General features: G+C 62.3%; 23 protein-coding genes. 14 read left to right on the top strand and 9 right to left on the bottom strand.

The window, feature by feature from the left end:
- The first annotated feature begins 47 nt into the window (after positions 1-47).
- Entirely contained in the window at positions 48-503 is a 456-nt protein-coding gene (locus tag AC30D9_RS25475; RefSeq protein ID WP_134925580.1) for a DUF721 domain-containing protein, read from the top strand.
- Between the two features lie 409 nt (positions 504-912).
- On the opposite strand, the gene AC30D9_RS25480 is transcribed toward AC30D9_RS25475, so the two are convergent.
- Positions 913-2,400 carry a helicase HerA-like domain-containing protein gene (locus tag AC30D9_RS25480; protein ID WP_490145102.1) on the bottom strand — a complete coding sequence of 496 codons (1,488 nt, stop codon included), beginning with the start codon at positions 2,398-2,400 and terminating at the stop codon, positions 913-915.
- 337 nt (positions 2,401-2,737) lie between these two features.
- On the opposite strand from AC30D9_RS25480, the gene gpgS reads away from it, so the two are divergent.
- From gpgS to gpgF, 3 genes are read left to right on the top strand one after another with little or no spacing between them, the layout of a single operon-like run.
- Complete coding sequence (gpgS, locus tag AC30D9_RS25485; protein WP_167659349.1) at positions 2,738-3,850, top strand: N-acetylglucosaminyl phosphatidylglycerol synthase; 1,113 nt, start codon at positions 2,738-2,740, stop codon at positions 3,848-3,850.
- Positions 3,851-3,866: 16 nt separating this feature from the next.
- Positions 3,867-4,634, top strand: a complete 768-nt coding sequence (gene gpgD, locus AC30D9_RS25490) for an N-acetylglucosaminyl phosphatidylglycerol deacetylase (RefSeq protein WP_307575575.1) — start codon at positions 3,867-3,869, stop codon at positions 4,632-4,634.
- The gene (gpgF, locus tag AC30D9_RS25495; RefSeq protein ID WP_307575577.1) at positions 4,631-5,626 is read left to right on the top strand and encodes a glucosaminyl phosphatidylglycerol flippase; all 996 of its coding nucleotides are present in this window, start codon (positions 4,631-4,633) and stop codon (positions 5,624-5,626) included. The genes gpgD and gpgF overlap by 4 nt, the downstream gene beginning before the upstream one ends.
- Positions 5,627-5,630: 4 nt before the next feature.
- On the opposite strand, the gene AC30D9_RS25500 is transcribed toward gpgF, so the two are convergent.
- Both AC30D9_RS25500 and purU read right to left on the bottom strand, forming a co-directional pair.
- A complete protein-coding gene (locus tag AC30D9_RS25500) occupies positions 5,631-5,804 on the bottom strand; it encodes a hypothetical protein (protein WP_167659350.1) in 174 nt (57 codons plus the stop codon).
- Positions 5,805-6,061: 257 nt separating this feature from the next.
- Entirely contained in the window at positions 6,062-6,910 is an 849-nt protein-coding gene (purU, locus tag AC30D9_RS25505) for a formyltetrahydrofolate deformylase (RefSeq protein ID WP_003178545.1), read from the bottom strand.
- A gap of 307 nt (positions 6,911-7,217) precedes the next feature.
- Here purU and mvaT point away from each other — a divergent pair, with 307 nt between their 5' ends.
- Entirely contained in the window at positions 7,218-7,595 is a 378-nt protein-coding gene (mvaT, locus tag AC30D9_RS25510) for a histone-like nucleoid-structuring protein MvaT (protein ID WP_003205091.1), read from the top strand.
- Between the two features lie 82 nt (positions 7,596-7,677).
- On the opposite strand, the gene sbcB is transcribed toward mvaT, so the two are convergent.
- Complete coding sequence (sbcB, locus tag AC30D9_RS25515) at positions 7,678-9,114, bottom strand: exodeoxyribonuclease I (protein WP_307575582.1); 1,437 nt, start codon at positions 9,112-9,114, stop codon at positions 7,678-7,680.
- A gap of 409 nt (positions 9,115-9,523) precedes the next feature.
- Here sbcB and AC30D9_RS25520 point away from each other — a divergent pair, with 409 nt between their 5' ends.
- From AC30D9_RS25520 to AC30D9_RS25550, 7 genes are all read left to right on the top strand, one after another.
- Positions 9,524-10,249, top strand: coding sequence for an RDD family protein (locus AC30D9_RS25520; RefSeq protein ID WP_109753787.1), 726 nt, complete (start codon positions 9,524-9,526; stop codon positions 10,247-10,249).
- Positions 10,246-11,220 (top strand): stage II sporulation protein M, encoded by a 975-nt coding sequence (locus tag AC30D9_RS25525; RefSeq protein WP_490145103.1) that lies wholly within the window; start codon positions 10,246-10,248, stop codon positions 11,218-11,220. Before AC30D9_RS25520 ends, AC30D9_RS25525 begins: the two co-directional genes overlap by 4 nt.
- Positions 11,207-12,757, top strand: coding sequence for a DUF4129 domain-containing protein (locus AC30D9_RS25530; RefSeq protein ID WP_490145104.1), 1,551 nt, complete (start codon positions 11,207-11,209; stop codon positions 12,755-12,757). Before AC30D9_RS25525 ends, AC30D9_RS25530 begins: the two co-directional genes overlap by 14 nt.
- Positions 12,754-13,917 carry a DUF4350 domain-containing protein gene (locus tag AC30D9_RS25535; RefSeq protein ID WP_109753784.1) on the top strand — a complete coding sequence of 388 codons (1,164 nt, stop codon included), beginning with the start codon at positions 12,754-12,756 and terminating at the stop codon, positions 13,915-13,917. Before AC30D9_RS25530 ends, AC30D9_RS25535 begins: the two co-directional genes overlap by 4 nt.
- Positions 13,914-14,918: an AAA family ATPase gene (locus AC30D9_RS25540; RefSeq protein ID WP_490145105.1), complete on the top strand. Its 1,005-nt coding sequence runs from the start codon at positions 13,914-13,916 to the stop codon at positions 14,916-14,918. Before AC30D9_RS25535 ends, AC30D9_RS25540 begins: the two co-directional genes overlap by 4 nt.
- A gap of 169 nt (positions 14,919-15,087) precedes the next feature.
- Positions 15,088-16,419: a DUF58 domain-containing protein gene (locus AC30D9_RS25545; RefSeq protein ID WP_109753782.1), complete on the top strand. Its 1,332-nt coding sequence runs from the start codon at positions 15,088-15,090 to the stop codon at positions 16,417-16,419.
- A 343-nt stretch (positions 16,420-16,762) separates the two neighbouring features.
- Positions 16,763-17,131 (top strand): DUF6124 family protein, encoded by a 369-nt coding sequence (locus tag AC30D9_RS25550; protein WP_305485402.1) that lies wholly within the window; start codon positions 16,763-16,765, stop codon positions 17,129-17,131.
- A 148-nt stretch (positions 17,132-17,279) separates the two neighbouring features.
- On the opposite strand, the gene AC30D9_RS25555 is transcribed toward AC30D9_RS25550, so the two are convergent.
- The gene (locus AC30D9_RS25555; protein ID WP_109753780.1) at positions 17,280-17,639 is read right to left on the bottom strand and encodes a PilZ domain-containing protein; all 360 of its coding nucleotides are present in this window, start codon (positions 17,637-17,639) and stop codon (positions 17,280-17,282) included.
- A gap of 290 nt (positions 17,640-17,929) precedes the next feature.
- Complete coding sequence (locus AC30D9_RS25560) at positions 17,930-18,304, bottom strand: tetratricopeptide repeat protein (RefSeq protein ID WP_109753779.1); 375 nt, start codon at positions 18,302-18,304, stop codon at positions 17,930-17,932.
- 365 nt (positions 18,305-18,669) lie between these two features.
- Between AC30D9_RS25560 and pyk the strand changes: the two genes are divergently transcribed.
- Positions 18,670-20,121 carry a pyruvate kinase gene (pyk, locus tag AC30D9_RS25565; protein WP_109753778.1) on the top strand — a complete coding sequence of 484 codons (1,452 nt, stop codon included), beginning with the start codon at positions 18,670-18,672 and terminating at the stop codon, positions 20,119-20,121.
- A 338-nt stretch (positions 20,122-20,459) separates the two neighbouring features.
- Here pyk and AC30D9_RS25570 read toward each other — a convergent pair whose 3' ends face one another.
- The 3 genes from AC30D9_RS25570 to AC30D9_RS25580 are packed head-to-tail and all read right to left on the bottom strand — an operon-like array spanning position 20,460 to position 23,272.
- A complete protein-coding gene (locus AC30D9_RS25570) occupies positions 20,460-21,209 on the bottom strand; it encodes an enoyl-CoA hydratase (protein ID WP_134925596.1) in 750 nt (249 codons plus the stop codon).
- 28 nt (positions 21,210-21,237) lie between these two features.
- Entirely contained in the window at positions 21,238-22,173 is a 936-nt protein-coding gene (locus AC30D9_RS25575; protein WP_134925597.1) for an iron-sulfur-binding ferredoxin reductase, read from the bottom strand.
- The gene (locus tag AC30D9_RS25580) at positions 22,166-23,272 is read right to left on the bottom strand and encodes a GGDEF domain-containing protein (protein ID WP_490145106.1); all 1,107 of its coding nucleotides are present in this window, start codon (positions 23,270-23,272) and stop codon (positions 22,166-22,168) included. The genes AC30D9_RS25575 and AC30D9_RS25580 overlap by 8 nt, the downstream gene beginning before the upstream one ends.
- Positions 23,273-23,760: 488 nt before the next feature.
- Here AC30D9_RS25580 and AC30D9_RS25585 point away from each other — a divergent pair, with 488 nt between their 5' ends.
- Positions 23,761-25,284 (top strand): fumarate hydratase, encoded by a 1,524-nt coding sequence (locus AC30D9_RS25585; protein ID WP_134925599.1) that lies wholly within the window; start codon positions 23,761-23,763, stop codon positions 25,282-25,284.
- Positions 25,285-25,380: the final 96 nt, after the last annotated feature.

A 25,380-nucleotide genomic window follows, 5' to 3' on the forward strand; every position in this document is an offset into this window, starting at 1 on the left:
GCGCTTTCTGCTACCATGGCGCCTCTGTCACTTGCGGTAATTAGTTCATGGCCTTCCGCCCTCTTCCAGCCAAGGCGCCCGCCGTTCTGCTGCGCGAAGCCAAGCCGCTGAAAGCCATCTTTGGCCACGCCAGACGCCTGGGTCACTTGCAGCGCTTGCTCGACAGCCAGCTACAGCCGGCCGCCCGCGAGCATTGCCACGTGGCATCCTGGCGCGAAGGCAGCTTGCTGCTGATCGTCACCGACGGCCACTGGGCCACGCGTTTGCGCTACCAGCAAAAACGCCTGCTGCGCCAATTGCAGGCATTCGAAGAGTTCGCCAACCTGACGCGGATTCTGTTCAAGGTCCAGCCGCCCACCGTCCAGGTCGGCGCCAAGGGGCATACGCTGGATTTGTCCAGCGATGCCGCCGCGACCATTCAGGCCACGGCAGACGGCATCACCGATCCCAACCTGCGGGCGGCGCTGGAGCGATTGGCGGCGCATGCGCGGCCCAAGGATTGAGATTTTCGTCGCCTGTTCAATCGCTATCGCGAGCAGGCTCGCTCCCACAATGGACCTTCGGTGTGAATACCATTTCCTTCACTCTACAGATTCCCCTGTGGGAGCGAGCCTGCTCGCGATAGCCCCAGGCCAGTCGGCCTATTCTTCGCCTGCTAGACCGCCTTCGCGAGCAAGCCCGCTCCCACAGTAGGTCTGCGGCGGATACGCATTCCGTGTCTGGCACAAATCCTCTGTGGGAGCGAATTTGCTCGCGATGGCGGCAGGTCAGTCGGTAGATTTTTCGCCTGCTAAACCGTCTTCGCGAGCAAGCCCGCTCCCACAGTAGGTCTGCGGCAGACACACATTCCGTGTCTGGCAGAAATCTACTGTGGGAGCGGGCTTGCTCGCGAAGGGGGCGACTCGGTCTTGACTACCGGCGCTTGCTGCCCCCCAGCAACGACCCCATCAATCCACGCACCAGTTGCCGACCCAGTTGATTGGCCGCTTGGCGCATCGCCGATTTAAGCGCCTGGCCGGCCGCCGTGCCGAGAAACTCCCCGGCCTTTTCGGTGAAGCTCGGTTCTTCGGCCGCCGGTTTGCCTGGAGCCACTTCGGCCTGCGGCTCCAGCCCCTTGCGCCCCATCAGCACTTCATAGGCCGATTCGCGATCGATCGGTTTGTCGTAGCGCCCTTGCAACGGCGAACTGGCGATCAGCCCGGCGCGCTCGGCCTCGCTCAGCGGCCCGATGCGCGATTGCGGGGGAGCCACCAACACACGCTGGACCATTTCCGGCGTACCTTTTTCCTGCAAGGTGCCCACCAGGGCTTCACCGATGCCCAACTCAGTGAGCACCGCCAAGGCATCGAATTGCGGATTCGGCCGGAAACCGTCCGCCACCGCCCGCAACGACTTCTGCTCCTTGGCGGTAAAGGCTCGCAGGCCATGCTGGATGCGCAACCCCAACTGCGCCAACACGTCGTCTGGCAGATCCCCCGGCGACTGGGTCACGAAATATACCCCAACGCCTTTGGAACGGATCAGCCGCACCACTTGCTCCAAACGTTCCTGCAAGGCCTTGGGGGTGCCGGCAAACAGCAAATGTGCTTCATCGAAGAACAGCGCCAGCAGCGGCTTGTCCGCATCACCACGCTCGGGCAACTGCTCGAACAACTCCGCCAGCAGCCATAGCAGGAACGTCGCGTAGACCTTCGGCGCTTCATGGACCAGGCGGCTGGCGTCCAGCAAGTGGATGCGACCGCGACCATCGCCGGCCGGTTGCAGGATGTCTTCCAGTTGCAGGGCCGGCTCGCCGAACAACGCGTCCGCGCCCTGTTGTTCCAGGGTGGACAAGCGTCGCAACAAGGCCTGGCTGGAACCGGTGGTCATCAGTGCCGCGTCGTCCCCCAGCAACTCGGGGTTGTCCTTGAGGTAATTGAGCAGCGCCTTGAGGTCCTTGAGGTCCAGCAACAACAGGCCTTCGCGGTCGGCCACCTTGAACGCCGCGTAGAGCGCCGACTGCTGGCTGTCCGTCAATTCCAGCAGGCTGCCGATCAACAACGGGCCCATTTCACTCAGGGTGGTGCGCAGCGGATGACCGGTCTGGCCGTGGATATCCCACAAGGTCACCGGATAAGCCCGGGGCTGGTGATTGAGCCAAGGCATGCCGGCGATGCGCTCGGCGATCTTGCCCTGGGGGTTGCCGGCGGCGCCGAGGCCACACAGGTCACCCTTGATATCCGCGGCGAACACCGCCACGCCGGCATCGCTGAACATCTCGGCCAGACGCTGCAAGGTGACGGTCTTGCCGGTACCGGTGGCGCCCGCCACCAGGCCATGACGGTTCGCCAGGCGCATGGCCTGGGCGATGGGCTGGCCGCTGAGGTCGGCGCCGATAATGAGTTGCGATGAGTCAGGCATATGGTCACCCGTGGTGTTTGCGATATGACGCCATTTTGCACGCTTATATAAAAGCACGCCTGGCGCATTAAGGCTTGAATGCACAGCCAACACTGTATCTGGCCGGACCTATGTGGCGAGGGGATTTATCCTCGCTGGGCTGCGCAGCAGCCCTAAAGCAGCGCACTTCATCCTGGCGCACCGAGTTGCATGGTTTTGGGGCGGCTTCGCAGCCCAGCGGGGATAAATCCCCTCGCCACAGGAATCTGCAACGCAGCGACGTCACCACAACCCCAACCGAACATCTATTCTTACTAAAGGTCAACACAGGAGAACACAGACCGGAGGGACGTTCATCGTGCACATAGCGGACATCACCATGTTCTACGCCCCCGCCAGCGGAGGCGTGCGCACTTATCTGGATGCCAAGCACCGACGCCTGGGCGATCGACCCGGGATTCGCCACAGCCTATTGATCCCCGGCGCGCATTTGAGCGAGCACGATGGGATCTACAAGGTTCCGGCCCCCGCCCTGCCTTTCGGCAAGGGCTATCGTTTCCCACTTCGCCTGGCCCCCTGGCGCAATGTACTGCGTGATCTGCAGCCGGATCTGATTGAAGTCGGCGACCCCTACCTCACCGCATGGGCGGCCCTGGACGCGCGGCGCCAGCTCGACGTGCCCGTTATCGGCTTTTATCACTCCGACCTGCCACTGTTGGTGAGCAACCGCATGGGCAACTGGTTCACCCCCAACATCGAAGCCTACGTCAGCAAGTTGTACGGCAATTTCGACCGGGTCCTGGCACCCAGCCAGGTCATGGCCGACAAACTGACCGGGCTGGGGGTCAAGAATGTCTACGTGCAACCGCTGGGCGTCGACCTGCAGACCTTCAACCCGGCCGCCCGCGACCCGGAGCTGCGGGCCGAACTGGGTATCGCCGAAGACACGCGCCTGCTGATTTTCGCCGGTCGTGGCTCCAAGGAAAAGAACCTGCCGGTGCTGCTCAAGTGCATGAAACGCCTGGGCGAGCGCTACCACCTGTTGTTGGTGGGCTCCTCGATGCCCGCCCTGGTGCCGGACAACGTCACGGTGATCGATGAGTTCTGCCCGGCGCCACAAGTCGCCCGGCTCATGGCCAGCGCCGACGCCCTGTTGCACGCTGGCGACCAGGAGACCTTCGGCCTGGTGATCCTCGAAGCCATGGCCAGCGGTATTCCCGTGGTGGCGGTGGCGGCCGGGGCCTTCACTGAAATCGTCCATGAAGACTGCGGCCTGCTGTGCACGCCCAACAACCCGCAGGCCATGGCCAACGCCGTGCGGCAGCTTTTCTCCGAAGGCTGCCAACGCCGTGGGGTTCTGGCGCGTCAGCATGTGGAGCGCCGTTACGCCTGGGACTCCGTGGTCAACAGCTTGCTGGGGCATTACTACGCCGTGCTCGGCGAACAGATGCCGCTGCTGGCCAATGGTTGAGGCGAGGTCCGTGTCGATGAATCAACCGCCCAGCGTGCTATTGGTGCTGCACGACGTAGCGCCGCAAACCTGGCCCGACTACCAGCCCTTCGTCGAGGCCGTTGACGCCCTCGGCCAGGTGCCGATGACCTGGCTGGTGGTGCCGGACTTTCACCGCACCAATGACCTGGAGGCTCACCCCGGCTTTCGGCGCCTGCTCGACAGCCGGGTCGAGCGCGGCGACGAACTGGTGTTGCATGGCTATTACCATTGCGACGACGGCCCTGTCGCCCTTCATCCCAAGGACTGGTTCATGCGCCGGGTCTATACCCATGAGGGGGAGTTCTACCATTTGTCCGAGGCGCAGGCCCTCGCGCGCCTGCGCGCCGGTATCGAAACCTTTGAGCGCTACCACTGGCCGCTGGAAGGTTTCGTCGCCCCGGCCTGGCTGATGAGCGAAGGCACGCGCCAGGCCTTGCGTCAGTTGCCGCTGAGCTACACCAGCGACACCCAACACCTTTATCGCTTGCCCGACTTCACCGCCATCGACGCGCCAGGGCTGGTCTGGAGTGCCCGCAGCGCCTGGCGCCGTGGCCTGTCGAAAGTCATCAGCGACCAGCGTGAACAACGCTGGCGCCAGGCACCGGTAATTCGCCTGGGCCTGCACCCGGTGGACATGCGCCACACGTTTTCCCGGGACTATTGGCTGCGCACCCTCGAACGCCTGCTCAACGACGGTCGCGTGCCGATGACCAAGGTCGACTGGCTCGCGACCCAGGGGCTGCGGGCCCGCAGCGCTGCATGAAGCGGTTGATCTGGCTGGGCGCCGCGCTGCTCACGGCGTTACTGGTTCCGCTGCTGGTGGGCGGCGGGGAAATGTGGTCGCGGGTGCAGCGTTTTCCCTTGTCGCTGCTGCTGGCCATGCTCGGCATGATCGTACTGTGTTGGGGCTTGAACTCCGTGCGCCTGCGTCTGTTGCTGGGGGAACATCGTGGTCGCATCGGCGGACTGAAAAGCGTCGGCGTGGTGATGTCCACTGAGTTCGCCATGTGCGCGACGCCCGGAGGCAGTGGCGGCCCATTGACGCTGATGGCCCTGCTGGCGCGCAACGGCGTGCGCCCAGCCCATGGCAGCGCGGTGTTTGCCATGGATCAGTTGAGCGACTTGCTGTTCTTCCTCTGCGCCCTGGTGGGCATTCTGTTTTACGCGCTGTTCCAGAACCTCAGCCAGCGCATGGAATGGATGCTGGTGTTGAGCGCGATTTCATTGTTCGGCGGGCTGTTCGGCTGCGTACTGGTGGCCCGTTATCACCGCAAGCTGATTCTGCTGGGCGCTCGATTGCTGCGTCACTTGCGTGTGAAGCCCCTCACCCGCCGACGCTGGGCACGCAAGATCCTGAGCTTTCTGGCGGCGTTCACCGACACCTTGAAGTTGCCACGACAGACACTGTTCCAGGTCTTCGGCCTGACGTGCCTGCATTGGGCGCTGCGCTACAGCGTGTTGTACCTGGCATTGAGGGGGCTGGGGGCGGATTTGCAGTGGGCCTGGTGTTTCCTGATCCAGATGCTGTCCTTGAGCGCGGGGCAGTTCAGCCTGTTGCCGGGCGGTGCCGGGGCCGCAGAGTTGACCTCGGCGGCGCTGCTGGCGCCCATGGTGGGCAAATCCACCGCGGCGGCGGCGATTCTGATCTGGCGGGCGGTGACCTATTACTTTTATCTGGTGGCCGGTGGGCCGGTGTTCTTCCTGATGGTCGGGCGACCGTTGATCAAGAAACTGATCAGGCTCCGACAAGCCTGACCGGTCACGGTTTCTGTTCGGCCTCGTCCTGTGGATGCAACTGCTCCCACAATTGCGCGGCATCGGGAAACTCGGTGCCGTCCTCCGGGCCCAAGGCGTCGGGGTCATAGCGGCTGAGGCAGCCCTCGCCCAGGGTCGCCGGCGCTTTGGAAGTGGCTTTGTCCAATGGATCGGTCATGGCGCAAGCGTCTCCCTTGAACCGTATGAGTCCCTGTGGCGAGGGGATTTAGCGAAACGTCGCACCGCCCCGTTGGGCTGCGAAGCGGCCCCAATCCAGGCAACGGTATGCCAGGAAGATTGAGCTCGCTGCTTTAGGGTTGCTGCGCAACCCAACGGGGCGGTGCGACGTTTCGCTAAATCCCCTCGCCACAGGGACATCGTTGTTCTTTAGTAAAAAGGCCTGGCGATCGCTCGTCCAGGCCCTTTGCAGTGTAGTCAGAAGACCACGGTCTTGTTGCCGTGCACCAGCACCCGGTCTTCCAGGTGATAACGCAGGCCACGGGCCAACACCATTTTCTCTACGTCACGGCCGAAACGCACCATGTCTTCGATGCTGTCGCTATGGCTGACGCGCACCACGTCCTGTTCGATGATCGGGCCGGCGTCCAGCTCTTCGGTCACGTAGTGGCAGGTGGCGCCAATCAGCTTCACACCGCGCATCGACGCCTGGTGGTACGGCTTGGCACCGACGAACGACGGCAGGAAGCTGTGATGGATGTTGATGACCTTATGGGCGTATTCGCTGCACAAGGCTGGCGGCAGGATTTGCATGTAGCGCGCCAGCACCACCACCTCGGCATCGTGCTGCTTGACCAGCCGCGAGACCTCGGCGAACGCCGGCTGCTTGTCCTGCGGGTTGACCGGTACGTGGTAGTACGGGATGCCGTGCCATTCCACCATGCTGCGCAAGTCGTCATGGTTGGAAATCACACAGGCGATGTCGCAATCGAGCTCATCGCTGTGCCAGCGGTGCAGCAGGTCGGCCAGGCAGTGAGATTCACGGCTGGCCATCAGCACCACGCGTTTTTTCTGCGCGGTGTCGGTGATACGCCAGTCCATCGAGAACTCTTCGGCAATGGGGGCGAATGCTTCACGAAAGGCTTCGATACCGAAGGGCAGCGAGTCGGCACGAATCTCGTGACGCATGAAAAACCAACCACTTTGATTGTCCGAGTGATGGCTCGCTTCGGTGATCCAGCCGTTATGGGACGCCAGAAAGTTACTGACTTTAGCAACGATACCGACGCGGTCCGGGCAAGCAATCACCAGACGAAAAGTGCGCATTAGGGAAACTCCAGAACTTCGCAAAGGCGGCCATTCTAGCCATTGCGCGGCAAAACTGCAGTATCGATGACACGCCACCTTCTCAGCGACGGCCCCAGGCCACGACCTGCGCGGCCTGGGCAAGCAGGCTATATGTGTGAACAGATGTGAAGGCATCTGGCGCGGTATTTAACTGCAACAGGCATTTTTGTGGCGCGGCACTAATTAATTAAATAAAACACCGGTTAAATGTTTACTTGATGAAACTGTCTGATTACTATTGTCGCACTGTCTCCTTGTCACCCGCGTCCTACATAAGGTAGTCCACATGTCCTTGATCAATGAATACCGTGCCACAGAAGAAGCCATCAAAGAACTGCAAGCTCGCCTGAAAAACCTGTCCCAAGACGACAAACTGCAAACCGAGCTTGAATTCGAAGGCAAACTGCGCACTCTGATGGGCGAATACTCCAAGTCGCTGCGCGACATCATTGCCCTGCTGGATCCAGAAGCCAAATCGAGCAAAGCACCGCGTGGCGCCGTCAAAACTACCGGCACCAAACGCGCTCGCAAAGTTAAGCAATACAAGAACCCGCACAACGGTGAAGTCATCGAAACCAAAGGTGGCAACCACAAGACTCTGAAAGAGTGGAAAGCCAAGTGGGGCGGTGACGTGGTTGAAGGCTGGGCAACCCTGCTGGGCTAAGCCTTACCGCTTCGCACCATTCTTTGCGAACAAAAAAACGCCAGCGATTGCTGGCGTTTTTTTATGCCTGCCATTTTTTACTTCATCGCGGCTCAAGGCTTAAACGTTTGCGCAATTGCTGGCTATAGCCCTGCCATTGCACGAGTACTTCTTGCTGCATTGGCGTAGACAGCGTCATCCACTCTGCCATCGCCTCATCAAAACTTTCCAAGGTATTAGGCGCCCCCCATTCCGGAGATGACAGACGTTGTTGGCAGAAAAGTCTCCAACGCCCCTGCTCTTCGGGATTCAACGTGTCCGGAAAGTTGCGTGCGCGATATCGGAACAATAGTTCCGGCAAACGCTCATCATCGAACGGCCAGCGTTCTTGAGCCAATTGCGCCGGATCAGCCATGCGCACTTGTTCACATAAACGCCGATCACGATCGCCCAAAAAGCCCGCGTATAACTGTTGCTCGGGATCCTCGCTGGCGGTGAAATCCTCGCGAGCATAAATAGCCTGAAGTTTATCCTGCCAAACTTCCTGTGCGTCAGTTAGCTGCAACGCCCGCTGCTGATAGCCCTCCATGTCCAGCTCCAGTCGCTGCTGATCCTCGGCACGCAGCACCGACAACGGCGCGACCACCGGACATTTGTTGATATGGATAAGCTTGAGCGGCACCGGCAACTCACCTTCGAGCAATGCTTCCCGGCGGGTATACAAACGCTGGCGCAGGCTGTCGGCATCGAGTTCCAGCAGGCCCTGGGAGTCCAGGTGCAGGTCGCAGACAATCAGGGCGTTGCGGTTTTTCGGATGCCAGGCCAGCGGCAAGACCACACCGATGTAGTTGCGCGCCGCCGAGAAGCGACCGGAAATATGCACCATGGGCTGCAACAGGCGGATCTGGTCCATCACCTTCTGTTTACTGCGCAACTGGAACAACCAATCGTAGAGCCTGGGCTGCTTCTGCCGGATCAGGCGCGCCAGGGCGATGGTCGCGCGCACGTCCGACAATGCGTCGTGGGCCTGGCCATGATCGATGCCATTGGCGGCGGTCAGGCGCTCGAGCTTGAGGGTCACGCGACCGTCCTCTTGCGGCCAGACAATGCCATCGGGGCGCAGCGCGTAAGCGGCGCGCACCACATCGATCAGGTCCCAGCGACTGTTGCCGCCCTGCCATTCCCGCGCGTACGGGTCGAAGAAATTCCGATAGAGGCTGTAGCGGGTCATTTCATCGTCGAAGCGCAGGGTGTTGTAGCCGGCGCCACAGGTGCCGGGGGCTGCCAGTTGCCCGTGGACACGGGTCATGAAATCGGCTTCGCTCAAGCCTTTCTCGGCCAGGCATGCCGGGGTGATACCGGTAATCGCACAGGCTGCCGGATGGGGCAGGATGTCGTCGCTGGGCCGGCAATACAGGTTCACCGGCTCGTCGATTTCATTGAGCTCGAAATCGGTACGGATACCCGCCACCTGCAAGGGCCGGTCGCAACGCGGGTTGATGCCGGTGGTTTCGTAGTCGTACCAGAAAATGGAAGTCACGGGCTGTTCCTGAACTGAAGACTGGCGAAGTCTAGGCGCTCGAACCCGCCGGCGACCAGCAGTCGTGTAACTTTTGAATGCCAATGCGCGGGGCCACCACCCCCTTGTGGGAGCGAGCCTGCTCGCGATGGCGGTGGGTCAGCTTGTATTGATGTTGAATGTAACGCCCTCATCGCGAGCAGGCTCGCTCCCACAGTTAATCTATGGCGCCCTCGAATGCACTGCCCACCACCCCCTATGGGAGCGAGCCTGCTCGCGATGGCGGTAGGTCAGGAACAGACAGTGCTCGCCCTCTCAATTCCGTTGCTAACCATGAAATGACATACACAGTTGTATCGTTTGCCCGCACGAAGACTGCTAGCATCTGGGCCGAGATTGAACATTCGGTCTGGCCCATCACAGGTTGCCCATGCTCGAGACACCAGCACTGCAAAGGAACGCGACGCTGCCCGCGCCCCTGGACACGCGCTATCAGGTTGAAACGCCCGAAGGCATCGACCTGCCGCTGCGCCCGGCGGGATTGATGCCGCGTGCAATCGCCTTCGCCATCGACCTGGGCATACGCGGGTTGGTCCTGGGGCTTTTCTTCCTGGTGCTGGCGTTTTTCGGCGAGCTGGGGATCGGCCTGGGATCGATCCTGCTGTTTGTCGTCAGTTGGTGGTACATGGTGCTGTTCGAGGTGCTCAACCAGGGGCGCTCTCCCGGCAAACAGATCATGGGCCTGCGCGTGGTACAGGACGACGGTCGGCCCATCGGTTGGTCGGCGTCGTTGATCCGCAACCTCCTGCGTTTCGTCGACATGCTGCCCTTCGGCTACACCTTCGGCGCCATCAGTTGCCTGCAACACCCGGCATTCAAGCGCCTGGGCGACCTCGCGGCCGGCACGCTGGTGGTGTATCGCGAGCAGCCGGTCAAACGCCCCGCATTGCCAATGGCGGCCCCGATACGAACGCCTTTCACCCTGAGCCTGCAGGAACAACGCGCGGTGCTGGGCTTCGCCGAACGCCAGGCAGAACTGTCCCAGGCGCGGGTCAACGAGCTGGCGGCCATCCTGGCCGCGCCACTGAACGTCCAGGTGCCGCACGCCGTCGCCGAACTCAATGGCGTCGCCCGCGGCTTGTTGGGGCCAACATGAAACAAAGCCTGTTCGAAAGCCGTTACCAAGGGGAATGGGCGCAGCTGTCCCGGCAACTTGACCAACTGGAGCGCAGCCGCAGCGTGCCCCAGAGCAGCGACTTCCCTGCCACCTACCGACGGCTTTGCCATCACTTGGCACTGGCCCAGGCCCGGGGCTACAGCAGCTTGCTGGTCGACACGTTGCAACAACTGGCGCTGCGCGGTCACCAGCAACTCTACCGGGACCGCAGCCGGCCATCGGCCAGCCTCTCGGCCTTTATCCTGGTTGGTTTCCCCCGCCTGGTGCGTGAACAATGGCGATTCGTGCTGGCTGCCAGCCTGATGTTCCTGGGCAGCCTGGTCGGCATCGGGCTACTGGTCTATCTGTTCCCGGAACTGGTCTACAGCGTGCTCGGCGCCGACGAAATCAGCCAGATCCGCAGCATGTATGACCCGGCCTCCGGGCACCTGGGTCGCTCGGTCGAACGGGCCGCCAGCGAGGACTGGGTCATGTTCGGCTACTACATCATGCACAACATCGGCATTGCCTTTCAGACCTTTGCCAGTGGCTTGATGTTTGGGCTGGGCAGCGCGTTCTTCCTGTTTTTCAATGGGCTGACCATCGGCGCGGTGGCCGGGCACCTGACCCAGATCGGCTCCGGGGGAACGTTCTGGTCGTTCGTGATCGGCCACGGCGCCTTCGAACTCACCGCCATCGCCCTGGCCGGGGCCGCGGGCCTGCAATTGGGCTGGGCCTTGATCGCGCCGGGGCGCCTGACCCGGGGCGAGGCCTTGCGGCTCGCCGCGGGCAAAAGCGTGCTGATGATCGGCGGCGTGATGCTGTTCCTGCTGATTGCCGCGTTCATCGAGGCCTACTGGTCTTCCAGCGCCGTGACACCCGCCACCAAATACACGGTGGGCGCCTTGTTGTGGCTGTTGGTAATCAGTTATCTGTCGTTTGCCGGACGAGTGCACCATGCGCCTGAGTGACGCCACCGTCGTCATCCGCCCCCGCACCACCTGGGAAGCCATGGACCTGGGCGTGCTGATGAGCCAGCAGCATCGACGCCTGCTGATGACCAGCTGGGCGATCATCACGCTGCCGGTGTACGTGTTGCTGACCCTGCTGCTGTGGGATTCACCTTCGCTGGTGGTGATGCTGTTCTGGTGGTTGAAGCCGGCCTTTGAGCGTCTGCCGCTGTACATCCTGTCCAAGGCGCTGTTCGGCGAAACCCCCACCTTGAGGCAGGCCTTGCGCCAGTGGCCGGCGCTGCTCAAGCCCCAGTTGCTGGCCAGCCTGACCTGGCGCAGGCTGAGCCTGAGCCGCAGTTTCCTGATGCCGGTGGTGCAACTCGAGGGGCTTTCCGGCGAAGCACGGGCGCAGCGCTTGCGGGTATTGCTGCAACGCAACCGCGGCGCGGCGCAATGGTTGACCATCATCGGCGTGCACCTGGAAACCGCCCTGTGGTTCGGCCTCATGGCTTTGTTCTATCTGTTCGTGCCGCAACAAGTCGAACTGCAATGGGACTGGGAGATGCTGGTGTCAGCGGCCGAGCAGGATTGGTTGTGGTTCGAACACCTGGTCAACTTCCTCTACCCGCTGCTGCTGATCCTGTGGGAGCCGGTGTATGTCGCCTGCGGCTTCAGCCTCTACCTGAACCGACGCACGATCCTCGAAGCATGGGACATCGAGCTGGTGTTCCGGCGCCTGCGCCAGCGCCTGAACGGCGTGGCCCCGGTGTTGATGCTGATGGCACTCATGCTGCTGCCGCTGGCGCCCCCGGCGTTTGCCGCCGAGGACAGCAGCGGCCCCGACAGCCCACGACTGCTCAACCAGCCCCTCACCAGCGAAGCCTCCCGGGACGGCATCAAGGCGATCCTCGACGCCCCGCCATTCAAGAACCCGGAGACCGTCACCCGTTACCGTTTCGGCGAAGAAACCGCCGAATCCACCGAGACCGAGACCGAAACCGAGGCCCAACAGAGCTGGCTCAAGGCCCTGTTCAAATGGCTCGGCAGCCAACGCTTCGACATCGCCGCGGCACTGATCCAAGTGGTGCTGTGGGCCTGCCTGGTGGGGGCGATCGTCTGGCTGGCCTGGCGTTACCGTGAAAGATTCAAGACCCTGGGCAATCGCCGCCCCACGCAGCCACTGCCGGTAGAGCGAGCCGCACCTGCTCGCATGTTCGGCCTGGATATTCGCGAAGAGAGCCTGCCCGCCGACGTGGCCGCCAGCGTCGAACAACTGTGGGCCACAGAGCCCCGTGAAGCCCTGGGCCTGTTGTACCGGGCGCTGCTCAGCCGATTGCATCACGACTTCAAGATCCCCCTGAAACCGGCCGACACCGAAGGCCAGGTGCTGCAACGCGTCGAACAGCTCAAGCAGGAAAACCTGCTGGGCTTCAGCAAAAACCTGACCTTGCATTGGCAGAACATTGCCTACGGGCATCGCCCTCCGCCGGCACACCTGCAACAGGAACTGTGTGACGGCTGGCGCGGACTGTTCGGTCCGGGAGCGGCCCGATGAGTCGGCACGCAGGCTGGCTGATCGGCGCCGTGCTGGCCGCGCTGGTGGGCGCATTGGCCTTCTATCTCTACGCCAAGGCCGTCCCCTACGAGGAAACCATCGAGCACGGCCCCTCCCCGCAAGCCCAGGCCAATCCTTACCTGGCCGCCGAGCTTTTCCTGCGCCAGCAGGGTATCAACGTCGAGCACGCCAACAACCTGAACGTACTGCCCACCCTGGAGCCTCGCCAGCACAGCCTGCTATTGCTGGGCGAGCGAACCCACATGACGCCACGGGAGGTCGAACAGTTGATGAACTGGACCCGGGCCGGCGGGCGCTTGCTCTTCGTTGCCGAAGCCTTGTGGGACGAGACCACCGGTAGCAGCGGCGACTTGCTGCTCGACCGCGTGCGCCTGCATCAACTGTTGAGCAAGGACCTCAAGGAGCCGGCGCCCGAACTGATCAAGGACCGTTATCCCGAGCTGACCAAGCTCTACCTGGAGGACGAAGAGGCGCCGGCGTATGTCGGCTTCGACACCGACTTTCACCTCGAAGACCCGCATAACCTGGCCCAGGCCTGGGCCAACAGCGCGTTGTCGACCCACATGATGCAACTGAACCTCGGCCTGGGCTCGATCACCGTGATTACCGACGCCGAGCTGTGGAAGAACGAGAACATCGAGCAGTACGACAACGCCTGGTTGCTCTGGTATTTGAGTGCCGACACCGACGTCACGCTGCTGTACAACACCGACCACGACAACCTGCTGACCCTGCTGCTGCGCTACTTCCCCCAGGCGCTGGTGGCGCTACTCGCCTTGATTGCCCTGTGGTTCTGGCGTTCGGCGGTGCGTCATGGCCCGCTGCAACAACCGGCCCCCAAGGCGCGGCGTCAGTTGGAAGAACACGTGCAGGCCAGCGCCGGTTTCCACCTTCGCCACAACGGCCAGCAACACTTGTTGCACGCCTTGCAACAAGACCTGCTGCGCCGGGCGCGCTACCTTCATCCAGGCTTCGAACAACTGGCCGTCGCCGAACAATGGCAGGTCCTCGCCCGCCTGACCCGGCAACCCACCCGAGCCATCAGCCAGGCGTTGAGCCCACGACCGAAACAGCGTATGTCCAGCGCAGAGTTCTGCCGCCAGGTCGCCCATTTGCAAACTCTCAGGAATGCCTTATGACTGAACAGAACGAACCTGTCGACGCCCAGGCCCATGCCGCCCAACAGCGCCAGCGCGCCAGTCAGTTGGCCCAGGCCATTCGCACCGAGTTGCACAAGGCAGTGGTCGGCCAAGGCGCAGTGATCGACGATGTGCTCACAGCACTGATCGCCGGCGGGCACGTGCTGCTCGAAGGTGTTCCCGGGTTGGGCAAGACCTTGCTGGTGCGGGCCCTGGCTCGCTGTTTCAACGGCGAGTTCGCACGCATCCAGTTCACCCCCGACCTGATGCCCAGCGACGTCACCGGGCACGCGGTGTACGACTTGCAGACCGAGCAGTTCAAGCTGCGCAAAGGCCCGGTGTTCACCAACCTGCTGCTGGCCGACGAGATCAACCGCGCACCGGCCAAGACCCAGGCCGCGCTGCTCGAAGCCATGCAGGAACGCCAGGTCACCCTCGAAGGCCGGGCCCTGCCCATCAGCCAGCCGTTCATGGTCCTCGCCACCCAGAACCCCATCGAACAGGAAGGCACCTACCCGCTGCCGGAAGCCGAGCTCGACCGCTTCATGCTCAAGGTGCGCATGGACTACCCCGACGCCGACCAGGAGCTGGACATGGTGCGCCAGGTCAGTCGCTCGACCCGCGCCGACATGCTCGACGTGCAGCCGTTGCGCACGGTGTTGCAAGCCAAGGACGTGCAAGCGCTGCAACGCATCGCCAGCGATCTGCCGATGGACGACCAGGTGCTCGACTACGCCGTGCGCCTGGCCCGCACCACCCGCAGTTGGCCGGGCTTGACCCTCGGCGCCGGCCCGCGTGCCTCGATTGCCCTGGTGCGTTGCGCCCGGGCACGGGCGTTGTTGCGCGGCGGCGAGTTCGTCGTGCCGGATGACATCAAGGGCTGCGCCCTGGCCGTGCTGCGCCATCGGGTGCGACTGGCGCCGGAGCTGGACATCGAAGGGCTGACGGTGGACCAGGTGCTGGGGCAACTGCTCGATCAAGTGCCGGCGCCGCGGTTGTGAATAACACCAGCATGATAAGGGGATTTATGTGGGAGCAAGGCTTGCCCGCGATGGAAGCGACGCGGTCTCGCAGAAATCGAGGTGCCTGTTTCGCGAGCAAGCTTTGCTCCCACATGAGTCCCCTCTGCACAAAAGCTCGCTCTGCATTTCCTCCAAAGGGAATGTTGCGATGAAACCCTCACGCCTGCTACTGACCTGGCTCGCCCTGTTGCTGGCCGTGAGTATCGCGCTCGGCGCACTGCGGGCATTGGGCATCGCGGTGCCATCGACGTTACTGTCGATCAACTGGGGCTTGCTGCTGGCCCTGTTGGTCCTGGCCATACTCGACGCGGCGCGCCTCAGGCGCTTGCCCTCGCCCCGGGTGCAACGACAGATGCCGGGAAGCCTGGCCCTGGGGCGCTGGAGCGAAGTGCACCTGCAAATCCAGCATGAATTCGCCCAGCCCTTGAGCATCGAAATGTTCGACCACATCCCCCAGGGCCTGGACTTCGAAAACCTGCCGCTGTCGGTCGAGCTTCAACCCGGCCAGCACAGCCAGGTCGGCTACCGCGTGCGCCCGCTCAAGCGCGGCCACTTCACCTTCGCCCAGTGCGAAACCAACCTGCCGAGCCCATTGGGCCTGTGGACCGGCAAGCGCCGGCTGGACGTGGTCGATGAGACTCGGGTCTACCCGGATTTTGCCAGGCTCTACGAAGGCCAGCTATTGGCGGTGGACAACTGGCTCAGCCAGCTCGGCATTCGCCAGCGGCAACGGCGCGGCCAGGGGCAGGAATTTCATCAACTGCGCGAATTTCGCGAGGGCGACAGCCTGCGCCAGATCGACTGGAAGGCCACCGCCCGTCATCGCACGCCGATTGCCCGGGAGTACGAAGACGAACGCGACCAGCAGATCATCTTCATGCTCGATTGCGGCCGGCGCATGCGCAGCCAGGACGGCGAGTTGTCGCACTTCGACCACGCCCTCAACGCCTGCCTGCTGCTCAGCTACACCGCACTGCGCCAGGGCGATGCCGTGGGCCTGAGCACTTTCGCCAGCGAGCAAACCCGCTACCTCGCCCCGGTCAAAGGCACGGGCCAACTCAACGTCCTGCTCAACACCGTGTACGACCTCGACAGCAGCCAACGCCCCGCCGATTACCAGGCGGCCGTGACTCAACTGCTGGCCCGGCAAAAACGCCGGGCGCTGGTGGTGCTGGTGACCAACCTGCGGGATGAGGACGACGCGGACCTGCTCGCCGCGGTGAAACGTCTGGGCCAACAGCATCGGGTGTTGGTGGCCAGCCTGCGGGAAGAGGCCCTCGACCGCTTGCGCCAGGAACCCGTGCAAACCGTGCCCGAGGCCCTGGCCTACTGCGGGACGGTGGACTATTTGAACGCCCGGGCCGAGCTGCACAAGCAGCTGGCCGCCCACGGCGTCCCGGCCCTGGACTCGCGCCCCAGTGAGTTAGGCGCGGACCTGGTGACCCAATACCTGGCCTGGAAAAAGGCCGGGACCGCCTAGGTCCTACAGCGAGCCAGCAAAGGTCCGGCTAACTACAGCGCCTTGCGCAACGGACTACAGATCCGCCAGAATCCGCCGGCTTGTGCGCCTTGGTTCTGCCCCGTAACTTGATTCGCATCGCTGATATCCAGTGATCGGGTTTAGTCGCCCGGCGGTTCGACACGATGTGCACAAGCGTCATCCAGTGGGGTTTCCCTATCCCTTACTTGATGGTGGCTGTACGCAGGGCGCCCTCGGGCGCGCCGGATTTCGTGTCTCCGCCGGTCGACTAACCTGCGTCCAGCCGCCACCCTACATTCGTTTAGTCGCGAACCGGTTGGTGGCCCATTAAGGAGACCTAATCATGTTCAAAGCTACACCTAACCCGCCCCACACCGACCCGCTATCCCCCCACGAAACCCTCGACTCCGAAAAGCTCGACGAAGCCGCCCAAAGAGCCCTGGACTACTACCTCAAGCCCAACCACGGCCAACCCGACAAGAAAACCGACAAACAACTGGACTACTTCATCGTCGCCCCCGACGCCGACCCCGAAGGCATGCTTGCCCACAGCTACGAAACCTTCTGCTCGGTGAGCACGCTGATCCTGGATTTATCGGAAGACCTCGAAGGCGCCCCGCGCAACCTGGCCCTGGCGATTCACCAGATGGGCGAGATGGGGGTGTTGTTGCTGGAACGGCTGCTGGATAACGAAGCGAAGATTCAGCGCTGAGAACCGCACCGGCACTGGCAACTGAATAATATTTAGAAACTGTGAAACACCTGTGGGAGCGAGCCTGCTCGCGATGGCGATTTCAAGTGCGCCATCGCGAGCAGGCTCGCTCCCACAGGGTGGTATCCCCACTAAAAGGCGTCGGGGCTCAGGCCGATGCCGGCAACGAATGAAAACTGAAATACTGCCGCAACGCACTGACCAGTTGCGCGTACTCCGGCGGTGCAGACTGCAGGCTGAAACCGGCGTCGAAATGCTGCGGCGTCACATCTTCACGGCACCACAGGCAATTGGCTCGGAGCACAATGTTCTGCTGCGGTCCCTCATCGGCGGGGATTTTCAGGTGCAAGTCAAAGTCCGCGCCGACCATCAACGGCAAATGGCTGATCAGCATCAGACCATCTGCAGAAACATTGCCCAGAAAACCGATGGGCTTGCCGTTGACTTCATTAAACACTCTCAAAAAATACGGCAGCTGCTGCCGCTCGATTCGCCGTTTTTTGTACATGTCTTGTATCGCTTTTTGGACGACCCCAAACAGGGGCAACCGAATACTTCGGAACGAGCAAACGCCAGCTCGCTCTCCCCGATCCCGGTGCCAGACGCTTACAAGCGTCTTGGCCCTACTGCTGCCGGTCACAGGTGCCGCTTGAAGTTAGAGACCCAGCTCTAATGACGATTTGTACAAATATAGCTCAAGGCTGTGTGGCGGCCAGTACATCCGCAAACCTTTCATAAACAAAATATACGTTGCTCTGGTGGCCAGGGATCGCCCCCGGCCATGGCTTGGGAGGGCTGTCAGGACGCCGTCGGGCGGATCGCCGATGCGCTGCGGGTCGGATAATGGCCCAGGCTCTGCAGGGTCTCGAGCCGGGCCCGGGCACGGAAGGCGTATTCGCTGTTAGGGTATTGCGTGATGATGAACTGGTAGGTCTGCGCCGCATCGACGAACAGCTTCTGCCGCTCCAGGCACTGGCCACGCAGCATCGAGACTTCCGGCTGCATATAGCGGCGGGCACGGCTGGCGCGGTCGACCTGGGACAGCTCGAGCATGACCTGCTCGCAATTGCCGCGCTCATAGGCCTTGTAGGCCAGGTTCATGTGATGGTTCATCGACCAACGGGTGCAGCCCGTGACGCTCAGGGCCAGGGCAACAAAAAGCACGAATCGCATGGGAGGTTCTCCTGTCTTGAGCTCTGTATCGACTTGGGCAAGAAATTCTTCAGTATGAAACTGAGTCGGGCGCTGTCCTTCTGGTTACAAGGGATGCTCATCTGCGAAGGAATAGGATGTGAATGAATTCTTGTGGGAGCAAGGCTTGCCCGCGATGACGCACTCAAGATCGCCATCGCGAGCAAGCTATGCTCCCACAGATCATCCACCACACCAGCAAGCTGTACTTTAACGCTCATCCAAGGCGCAAAAATTTTCAGGAATGTTCATTTCGAAAAACAAACGAAAAAGTAGTGCATATGAACAATGACTACACCCAAAGAGCATAGTAGCCTTCGCTGGCGCTTGAACTTGAGGAGTCTTGCATGTCCGTCCGTCGCACCAAAATCGTCGCTACCCTTGGCCCGGCCAGTAATTCGCCGGAAGTTCTCGAACAGCTGATTCTGGCTGGCCTGGACGTTGCCCGTCTGAATTTCTCGCACGGCACCCCCGACGAGCACAAGGCCCGTGCCAAGCTGGTGCGCGACCTCGCCGCCAAGCACGGCCGCTTCGTTGCCCTGCTGGGTGACCTGCAAGGCCCGAAGATCCGTATCGCCAAATTCGCCAACAAGCGCATCGAGCTGAAGATCGGTGACAAGTTCACCTTCTCCACCAGCCATCCGCTGACCGAGGGCAACCAGCAAGTGGTGGGTATCGATTACCCGGACCTGGTCAAGGACTGCGGCGTGGGCGACGAGTTGCTGCTCGATGACGGTCGCGTGGTGATGCGCGTCGAAACCGCCACCGCCACCGAACTGAACTGCATCGTGACCATCGGCGGCCCGCTGTCGGACCACAAAGGCATCAACCGTCGCGGTGGTGGCCTGACGGCACCGGCCTTGACCGACAAAGACAAGGCCGACATCAAGCTGGCCGCGGAAATGGAAGTCGACTACCTGGCCGTGTCCTTCCCGCGTGACGCCGCTGATATGGAATACGCCCGTCAACTGCGCGACGAAGCCGGCGGCACTGCCTGGCTGGTGGCCAAGATCGAACGCGCCGAAGCGGTGGCCGACGATGAAACCCTCGATGGCCTGATCAAGGCGTCCGACGCTGTGATGGTGGCCCGTGGCGACCTGGGCGTGGAAATCGGCGACGCCGAGCTGGTGGGCATCCAGAAGAAAATCATTCTGCATGCACGCCGCCACAACAAAGCGGTGATCGTCGCGACCCAGATGATGGAGTCGATGATCCAGAACCCGATGCCGACCCGCGCCGAAGTGTCCGACGTAGCCAACGCCGTGCTGGACTACACCGACGCCGTGATGCTCTCGGCCGAAAGCGCCGCCGGCCTGTACCCGCTCGAAGCGGTGCAAGCCATGGCACGTATCTGCATCGGCGCTGAAAAGCACCCGACCAGCAAGACTTCCAGCCACCGCATCGGCAAGACCTTCGAGCGTTGCGACGAGAGCATCGCCCTGGCGACGATGTACACCGCCAACCACTTCCCGGGCGTGAAGGCGATCATCGCCCTGACCGAAAGTGGCTACACGCCGCTGATCATGTCGCGTATCCGTTCCTCGGTGCCGATCTACGCGTTCTCCCCGCACCGCGAAACCCAGGCCCGCGCCGCCATGTTCCGTGGCGTCTACACCGTGCCGTTCGACCCAGCCGCCCTGCAACCGGGCGAAGTCAGCCAGGCGGCGGTGGATGAGCTGGTCAAGCGTGGCGTGGTACAGACCGGTGACTGGGTGATCCTGACCAAAGGCGACAGCTACCACACCATCGGCGGCACCAACGGGATGAAAATCCTCCATGTTGGCGACCCGATGGTCTGAGTGACCAAGCGCTGAAAAACAAAGCCCTGCCATGTGAATGGCGGGGCTTTTTGGTTTTTGCCTTCTGATAAATGTGTTGCCTGGACTGGCCTCATCGCGAGCAGGCTCGCTCCCACAGTGGGTGTTGGACGCAAGTTCATTCACATCGCAGATCCCCTGTGGGAACGGGCTTGCTCGCGAAGGCGTTGGTACATTCAACATTGATGCAAGCTGACCCACCGCTTTCGCGAGCAAGCCCGCTCCCACAGGGATTGGTGGCGGATATGGATTTGTAAGCACCCGGAAAACCTTGTGGGAGCGAGCCTGCTCGCGATAGGGCCGGCCAGGCACTACAAAGCTCAATGCCTGTTGATAAACCCCGACAACGCCGCCACCGCCTCGGGCGAGCGCAGGCGTTGGGTGAATAGCCGGCCCTCTTCTTCAATCACCTTACGCAATTGCTCCCTATCCGGCGCTTTCATCAGTTGCTTACTGATGCGCACCGCTTCAGGCGGCAGCGATTCGAAACGCAACGCCACCTCCCGGGCCTTGGCCAATGCCGCCTCGCCACTGTCCAACGCCTCGCTGGCGATGCCCCACGCGACCGCCTGCTCACCACTGAAACCCTCGCCCAACAGCAACAGTTGCGCGGCCCTGGCCTGGCCCAGCAGCCGCGGCAGGATCAGGCTGGAGCCAAACTCAGGGCACAGTCCCAGGTTGACGAACGGCATGCGCAATCGGGCATCCCGGCTGACGTAGACCAGGTCGCAATGCAGCAGCAATGTGGTGCCGATGCCTACCGCCGGTCCGGCCACGGCGGCGATTACCGGTTTGCGGCAATCGAGCAGGCTGAGCATGAACTGGAACACCGGGTTATCGAGGTCGTTCGGCGGCTGTTCGAGGAAGTCGATAATGTCGTTGCCGGCGGTGAAGCAGTCGCTGGAGCCGGTGAGCAACACAGCGCGAATATGCGGGTCGGTATCGGCCACCGCCAGGGCTTGGGCCAATTGGCTGTACATGGCCCGGGTCAGGGCGTTTTTCTTGTCCGGACGGTTCAGCCGCACGGTCAGCAAACCGTGTTCACGGTCCAGCAGCAGGGTTTCGGTCATGGTCGGTCTCGCGTCTGGAAATCAGCGCTCAACCACGGGGCAGGAAGACGTCGGCCAGCAGTTGATTGCGCGGCAGGCCAGCCAGGTACAAGCGTTTGGCGAAGGCCTCGACCCGGTCGGGATGGCCGCAGAGTAAGGCTTGGGTTTGCCGGGAAACAAGCCGCAGTTGCGCCAAGGCAGGCGGCGCCTCGGCCGCGGTCAGCAGCTCCACCGAGAGGTTCTGATGCTTGGCCGCCAGCGCCGCCAAGGGTTTGGCCAGGTAATGCCCGGCGGCATCATGGGCCACGTGAATAAGGCGAATCGCGCCTTGGTGATGCTGGCGCAAGGCTTCGCGCAGAAGACCGAACAGCGGTGCCAGGCCGGTGCCGGCAGCGAGCAGCCACAGCGGCCTGTCGTGCCAGTCGGGGTCGTAATGCAGGGCACCGCCACGCAGCTCGCCAAGGCGGATCGGGTCGCCGGCCTTCATCTGCCTGGCCGCATCGATGAATTGCCCCGGCTCACGGCAATCGAGATGGAATTCCAGGAAGCGGTCCTCCTCGGGCAGGCTCGCCAGGGAATACGGCCGGGCTACGTCGCCGGCCCACAGCACCAAATGCTGCCCGGCCCGATACCGCAACGGCCGCTCGGGGATGACGCGCAAGCGCAGCACCTCGCCGCCCAGCCAATCCACCGCCGCCACGCGGGCGGCCTGGCCGTCGCGTTGCGGGTCGAAGGTGTGGATCTGCACATCCTCGACCACCTGGCATTGGCAGGCCAGCCGCCACCCCTGGTCGCGCTGCTCCGGGCTCAGGGCGTCGGGCCGGCTGTCGCGTACATCGCCGCCCACGCACTGCACCAGGCACGCATGGCAGCTACCAGCGCGACAACTGTAGGGCACCGGCACACCGGCTCCGTTCAACGCATCCAGCAGGTTACTGCCCGCTTCCACCGTCCATTGCCGACCGGCGACTGTCAGTTCAGGCATCGACGTTCTCCCAGGCGGCGGCACAACGATTGCGGCCATCTCGCTTGGCACGGTACAGGGCCTGGTCGGCACGCTGCAACGCGCTGTCCAGGTCATCGCCCATTTCCAGCATCGTCATGCCCGCCGACAGGCTGAGGGCACCGACCTGCAGACCGATCAGCTCGACTTCAGTGAACGCCAGCCGCAGCCGCTCGCAACAGGCCGTCAGGCGCGACGGATCGCAGGCAGGCAGCAGCATGACGAATTCCTCCCCGCCATAGCGGGCCAGCACATCGCCTTCGCGCAGGCACGCCGTGGCGACCGCGGCAAACGCCTGGAGCACCTGGTCGCCAGCGGCGTGGCCGTGCAGGTCGTTGATGCGTTTGAAATGGTCGAGGTCGATCAGGGCCAGGCCATGGGCGACGCCAGGCCGGAGGGTATTGAGTTCACGGGAAGCGAGGCGCAGGAAGTGCCGGCGGTTGAACAGCCCGGTCAGTTCATCGGTGGCCACCAGGTCTTCGAGCTGGCGCATCATCCCGCGCAAGGTGTCCTGGTGCGCCTGCAAGGCAAACCGCCGCTGGCGCATGCGCTGGCGTGAGGTCTGGACATAGCGGGCATAAAACACCAGCCACACCAGCACGAGAAACAGCACGGCCACCTGCAACCCGGCCAAGGTGAGATCGGGAAGCCTGAAGAAGTACCCGTCCCAGAGGGTAATCGCGGTAAAACTGATGAACACCAGCGACGCGCAGCGCACAAAGGCCCGACGCGACAGATGGAACAGCCCGAACAGCAGGATCAGCACATAGAACACCAGGAACACGCCGCGGGCCTGGTCCAGGTGCGCCATCATCCAGGTCTGCCAGCCAAGACCGATCAACACCTGTATTTCGGTCAGGCTGGGGTCGGCGAAGCGCAGGTTGCGGTCGGTGATAAACAGCGTGAACAACCCGGCCTGGCACAGCACGACCAACACGCTGCCGATGATGACACCGCGCAACGAATCGAGGTAATGACCACTGAAAAATGCCAACCACAACAACACCAATGCCAGCGCGTAAGTTGCGGCCGCCAAAGCGAAGCGTTTCAGCAAAAGACGTTGAATGGCGTTATGGGTCAATCGTTGACTCACCATGGGAAAGGAAACTGACAGGAGGCGTCCTACGCTACAGGCCAGACGCCACTTTAGTGGCGTGTAGGACAAATGACCATTCAATTCTGGAGCAGAAAAATGGCGTCAAAGCAATGGCCTAGATTGACGCAGTTGTTTGATGCGGGCAGGTGACCCTGTGGCGAGGGGATTTATCCCCGCTGGGCTGCGAAGCAGCCCCAAAATGCCTGAAGGCGAACAACCTGACACACCGAGGTGACTGGTTTTCAGGGCTGCTGCGCAGCCCAACGGGGATAAATCCCCTCGCCACAGATAAATCCCTTCGCCACAAAGGCAGCTCGCTCCCACAGGGGGCCGGCCTGCGATATACTGCCGCGCCTTTTTAGCGTCGCGCCAGCATGCCCGGCGTGCCTTATAGAGGTGCCGCCCGTCGACCGATGCACCCAAGCGGCCGGCACCTTATTGAATGTTCCCGTCTTTAGAGAGGAGCGCGACTCATGACCGTGATCAAGCAAGATGACCTGATACAGAGCGTTGCCGACGCCTTGCAGTTCATTTCCTACTACCACCCCGTGGATTTCATCCAGGCGATGCACGAAGCCTACCTGCGCGAAGAATCGCCGGCGGCCCGTGACTCCATGGCGCAGATCCTGATCAACTCGCGCATGTGCGCCACCGGCCATCGGCCGATCTGCCAGGACACCGGCATCGTGACCGTGTTCGTGCGCGTGGGCATGGACGTACGTTGGGATGGCGCGACCATGAGCCTGGACGACATGATCAACGAGGGCGTGCGTCGCGCCTACAACCTGCCGGAAAACGTCCTGCGTGCCTCCATCCTCGCCGACCCGGCGGGCGCACGCAAAAACACCAAGGACAACACCCCGGCGGTCATCCACTACTCCATCGTCCCGGGCAACACCGTGGAAGTGGACGTGGCGGCCAAGGGCGGCGGCTCCGAGAACAAATCGAAGATGGCCATGCTCAACCCGTCCGATTCCATCGTTGACTGGGTACTGAAGACCGTTCCGACCATGGGCGCCGGCTGGTGCCCACCGGGCATGCTCGGCATCGGCATCGGCGGCACCGCCGAGAAAGCCGCGGTCATGGCCAAGGAAGTGTTGATGGAGTCCATCGACATCCACGAGCTCAAGGCACGCGGCCCACAGAACCGTATCGAAGAGATGCGCCTGGAGCTGTTCGAGAAGGTCAACCAACTGGGTATCGGCGCCCAGGGCCTGGGTGGCCTGACCACCGTGCTCGACGTGAAGATCATGGACTACCCGACCCACGCCGCCTCCCTGCCGGTGTGCATGATCCCCAACTGCGCCGCCACTCGTCACGCCCACTTCGTGCTCGACGGTTCCGGCCCGGCGTCGCTGGAAGCACCACCCTTGGACGCCTACCCGGAAATCGTCTGGGAAGCCGGCCCGTCGGCCCGTCGCGTCAACCTCGACACCCTGACCCCGGAAGAAGTACAGAGCTGGAAACCGGGCGAAACCGTACTGCTCAACGGCAAGATGCTCACCGGTCGCGACGCGGCGCACAAGCGCATGGTCGAGATGCTGAACAAGGGTGAAACCTTGCCGGTGGACCTCAAGGGTCGCTTCATCTACTACGTCGGCCCAGTCGATCCGGTGGGTGACGAAGTCGTCGGCCCGGCCGGCCCGACCACGGCTACGCGGATGGACAAGTTCACCCGCCAGATCCTCGAGCAGACCGGCCTGCTGGGCATGATCGGCAAATCCGAGCGTGGCCCGACTGCCATCGAAGCGATCAAGGACAACAAGGCTGTCTACCTGATGGCCGTTGGCGGTGCCGCTTACCTGGTGGCCCAGGCGATCAAGAAATCCAAGGTCCTGGCGTTCGCCGAACTGGGCATGGAAGCGATCTACGAGTTCGAGGTCAAGGACATGCCGGTGACTGTCGCGGTCGATAGCCAAGGCGAGTCGGTGCACATCACCGGTCCCGCCATCTGGCAGAAGAAGATCAGTGAAAGCCTGGCGGTAGAAGTGCAGTAACACGCATTTTGGCACTGCGAAAAAGGCCGGTGGGCGACAAGCTCACCGGCTTTTTTTTGCCACCCCCCCCCCGGTTTAATCTTCACCACAGATCCT

Source organism: Pseudomonas sp. DF11 (assembly GCF_058148565.1).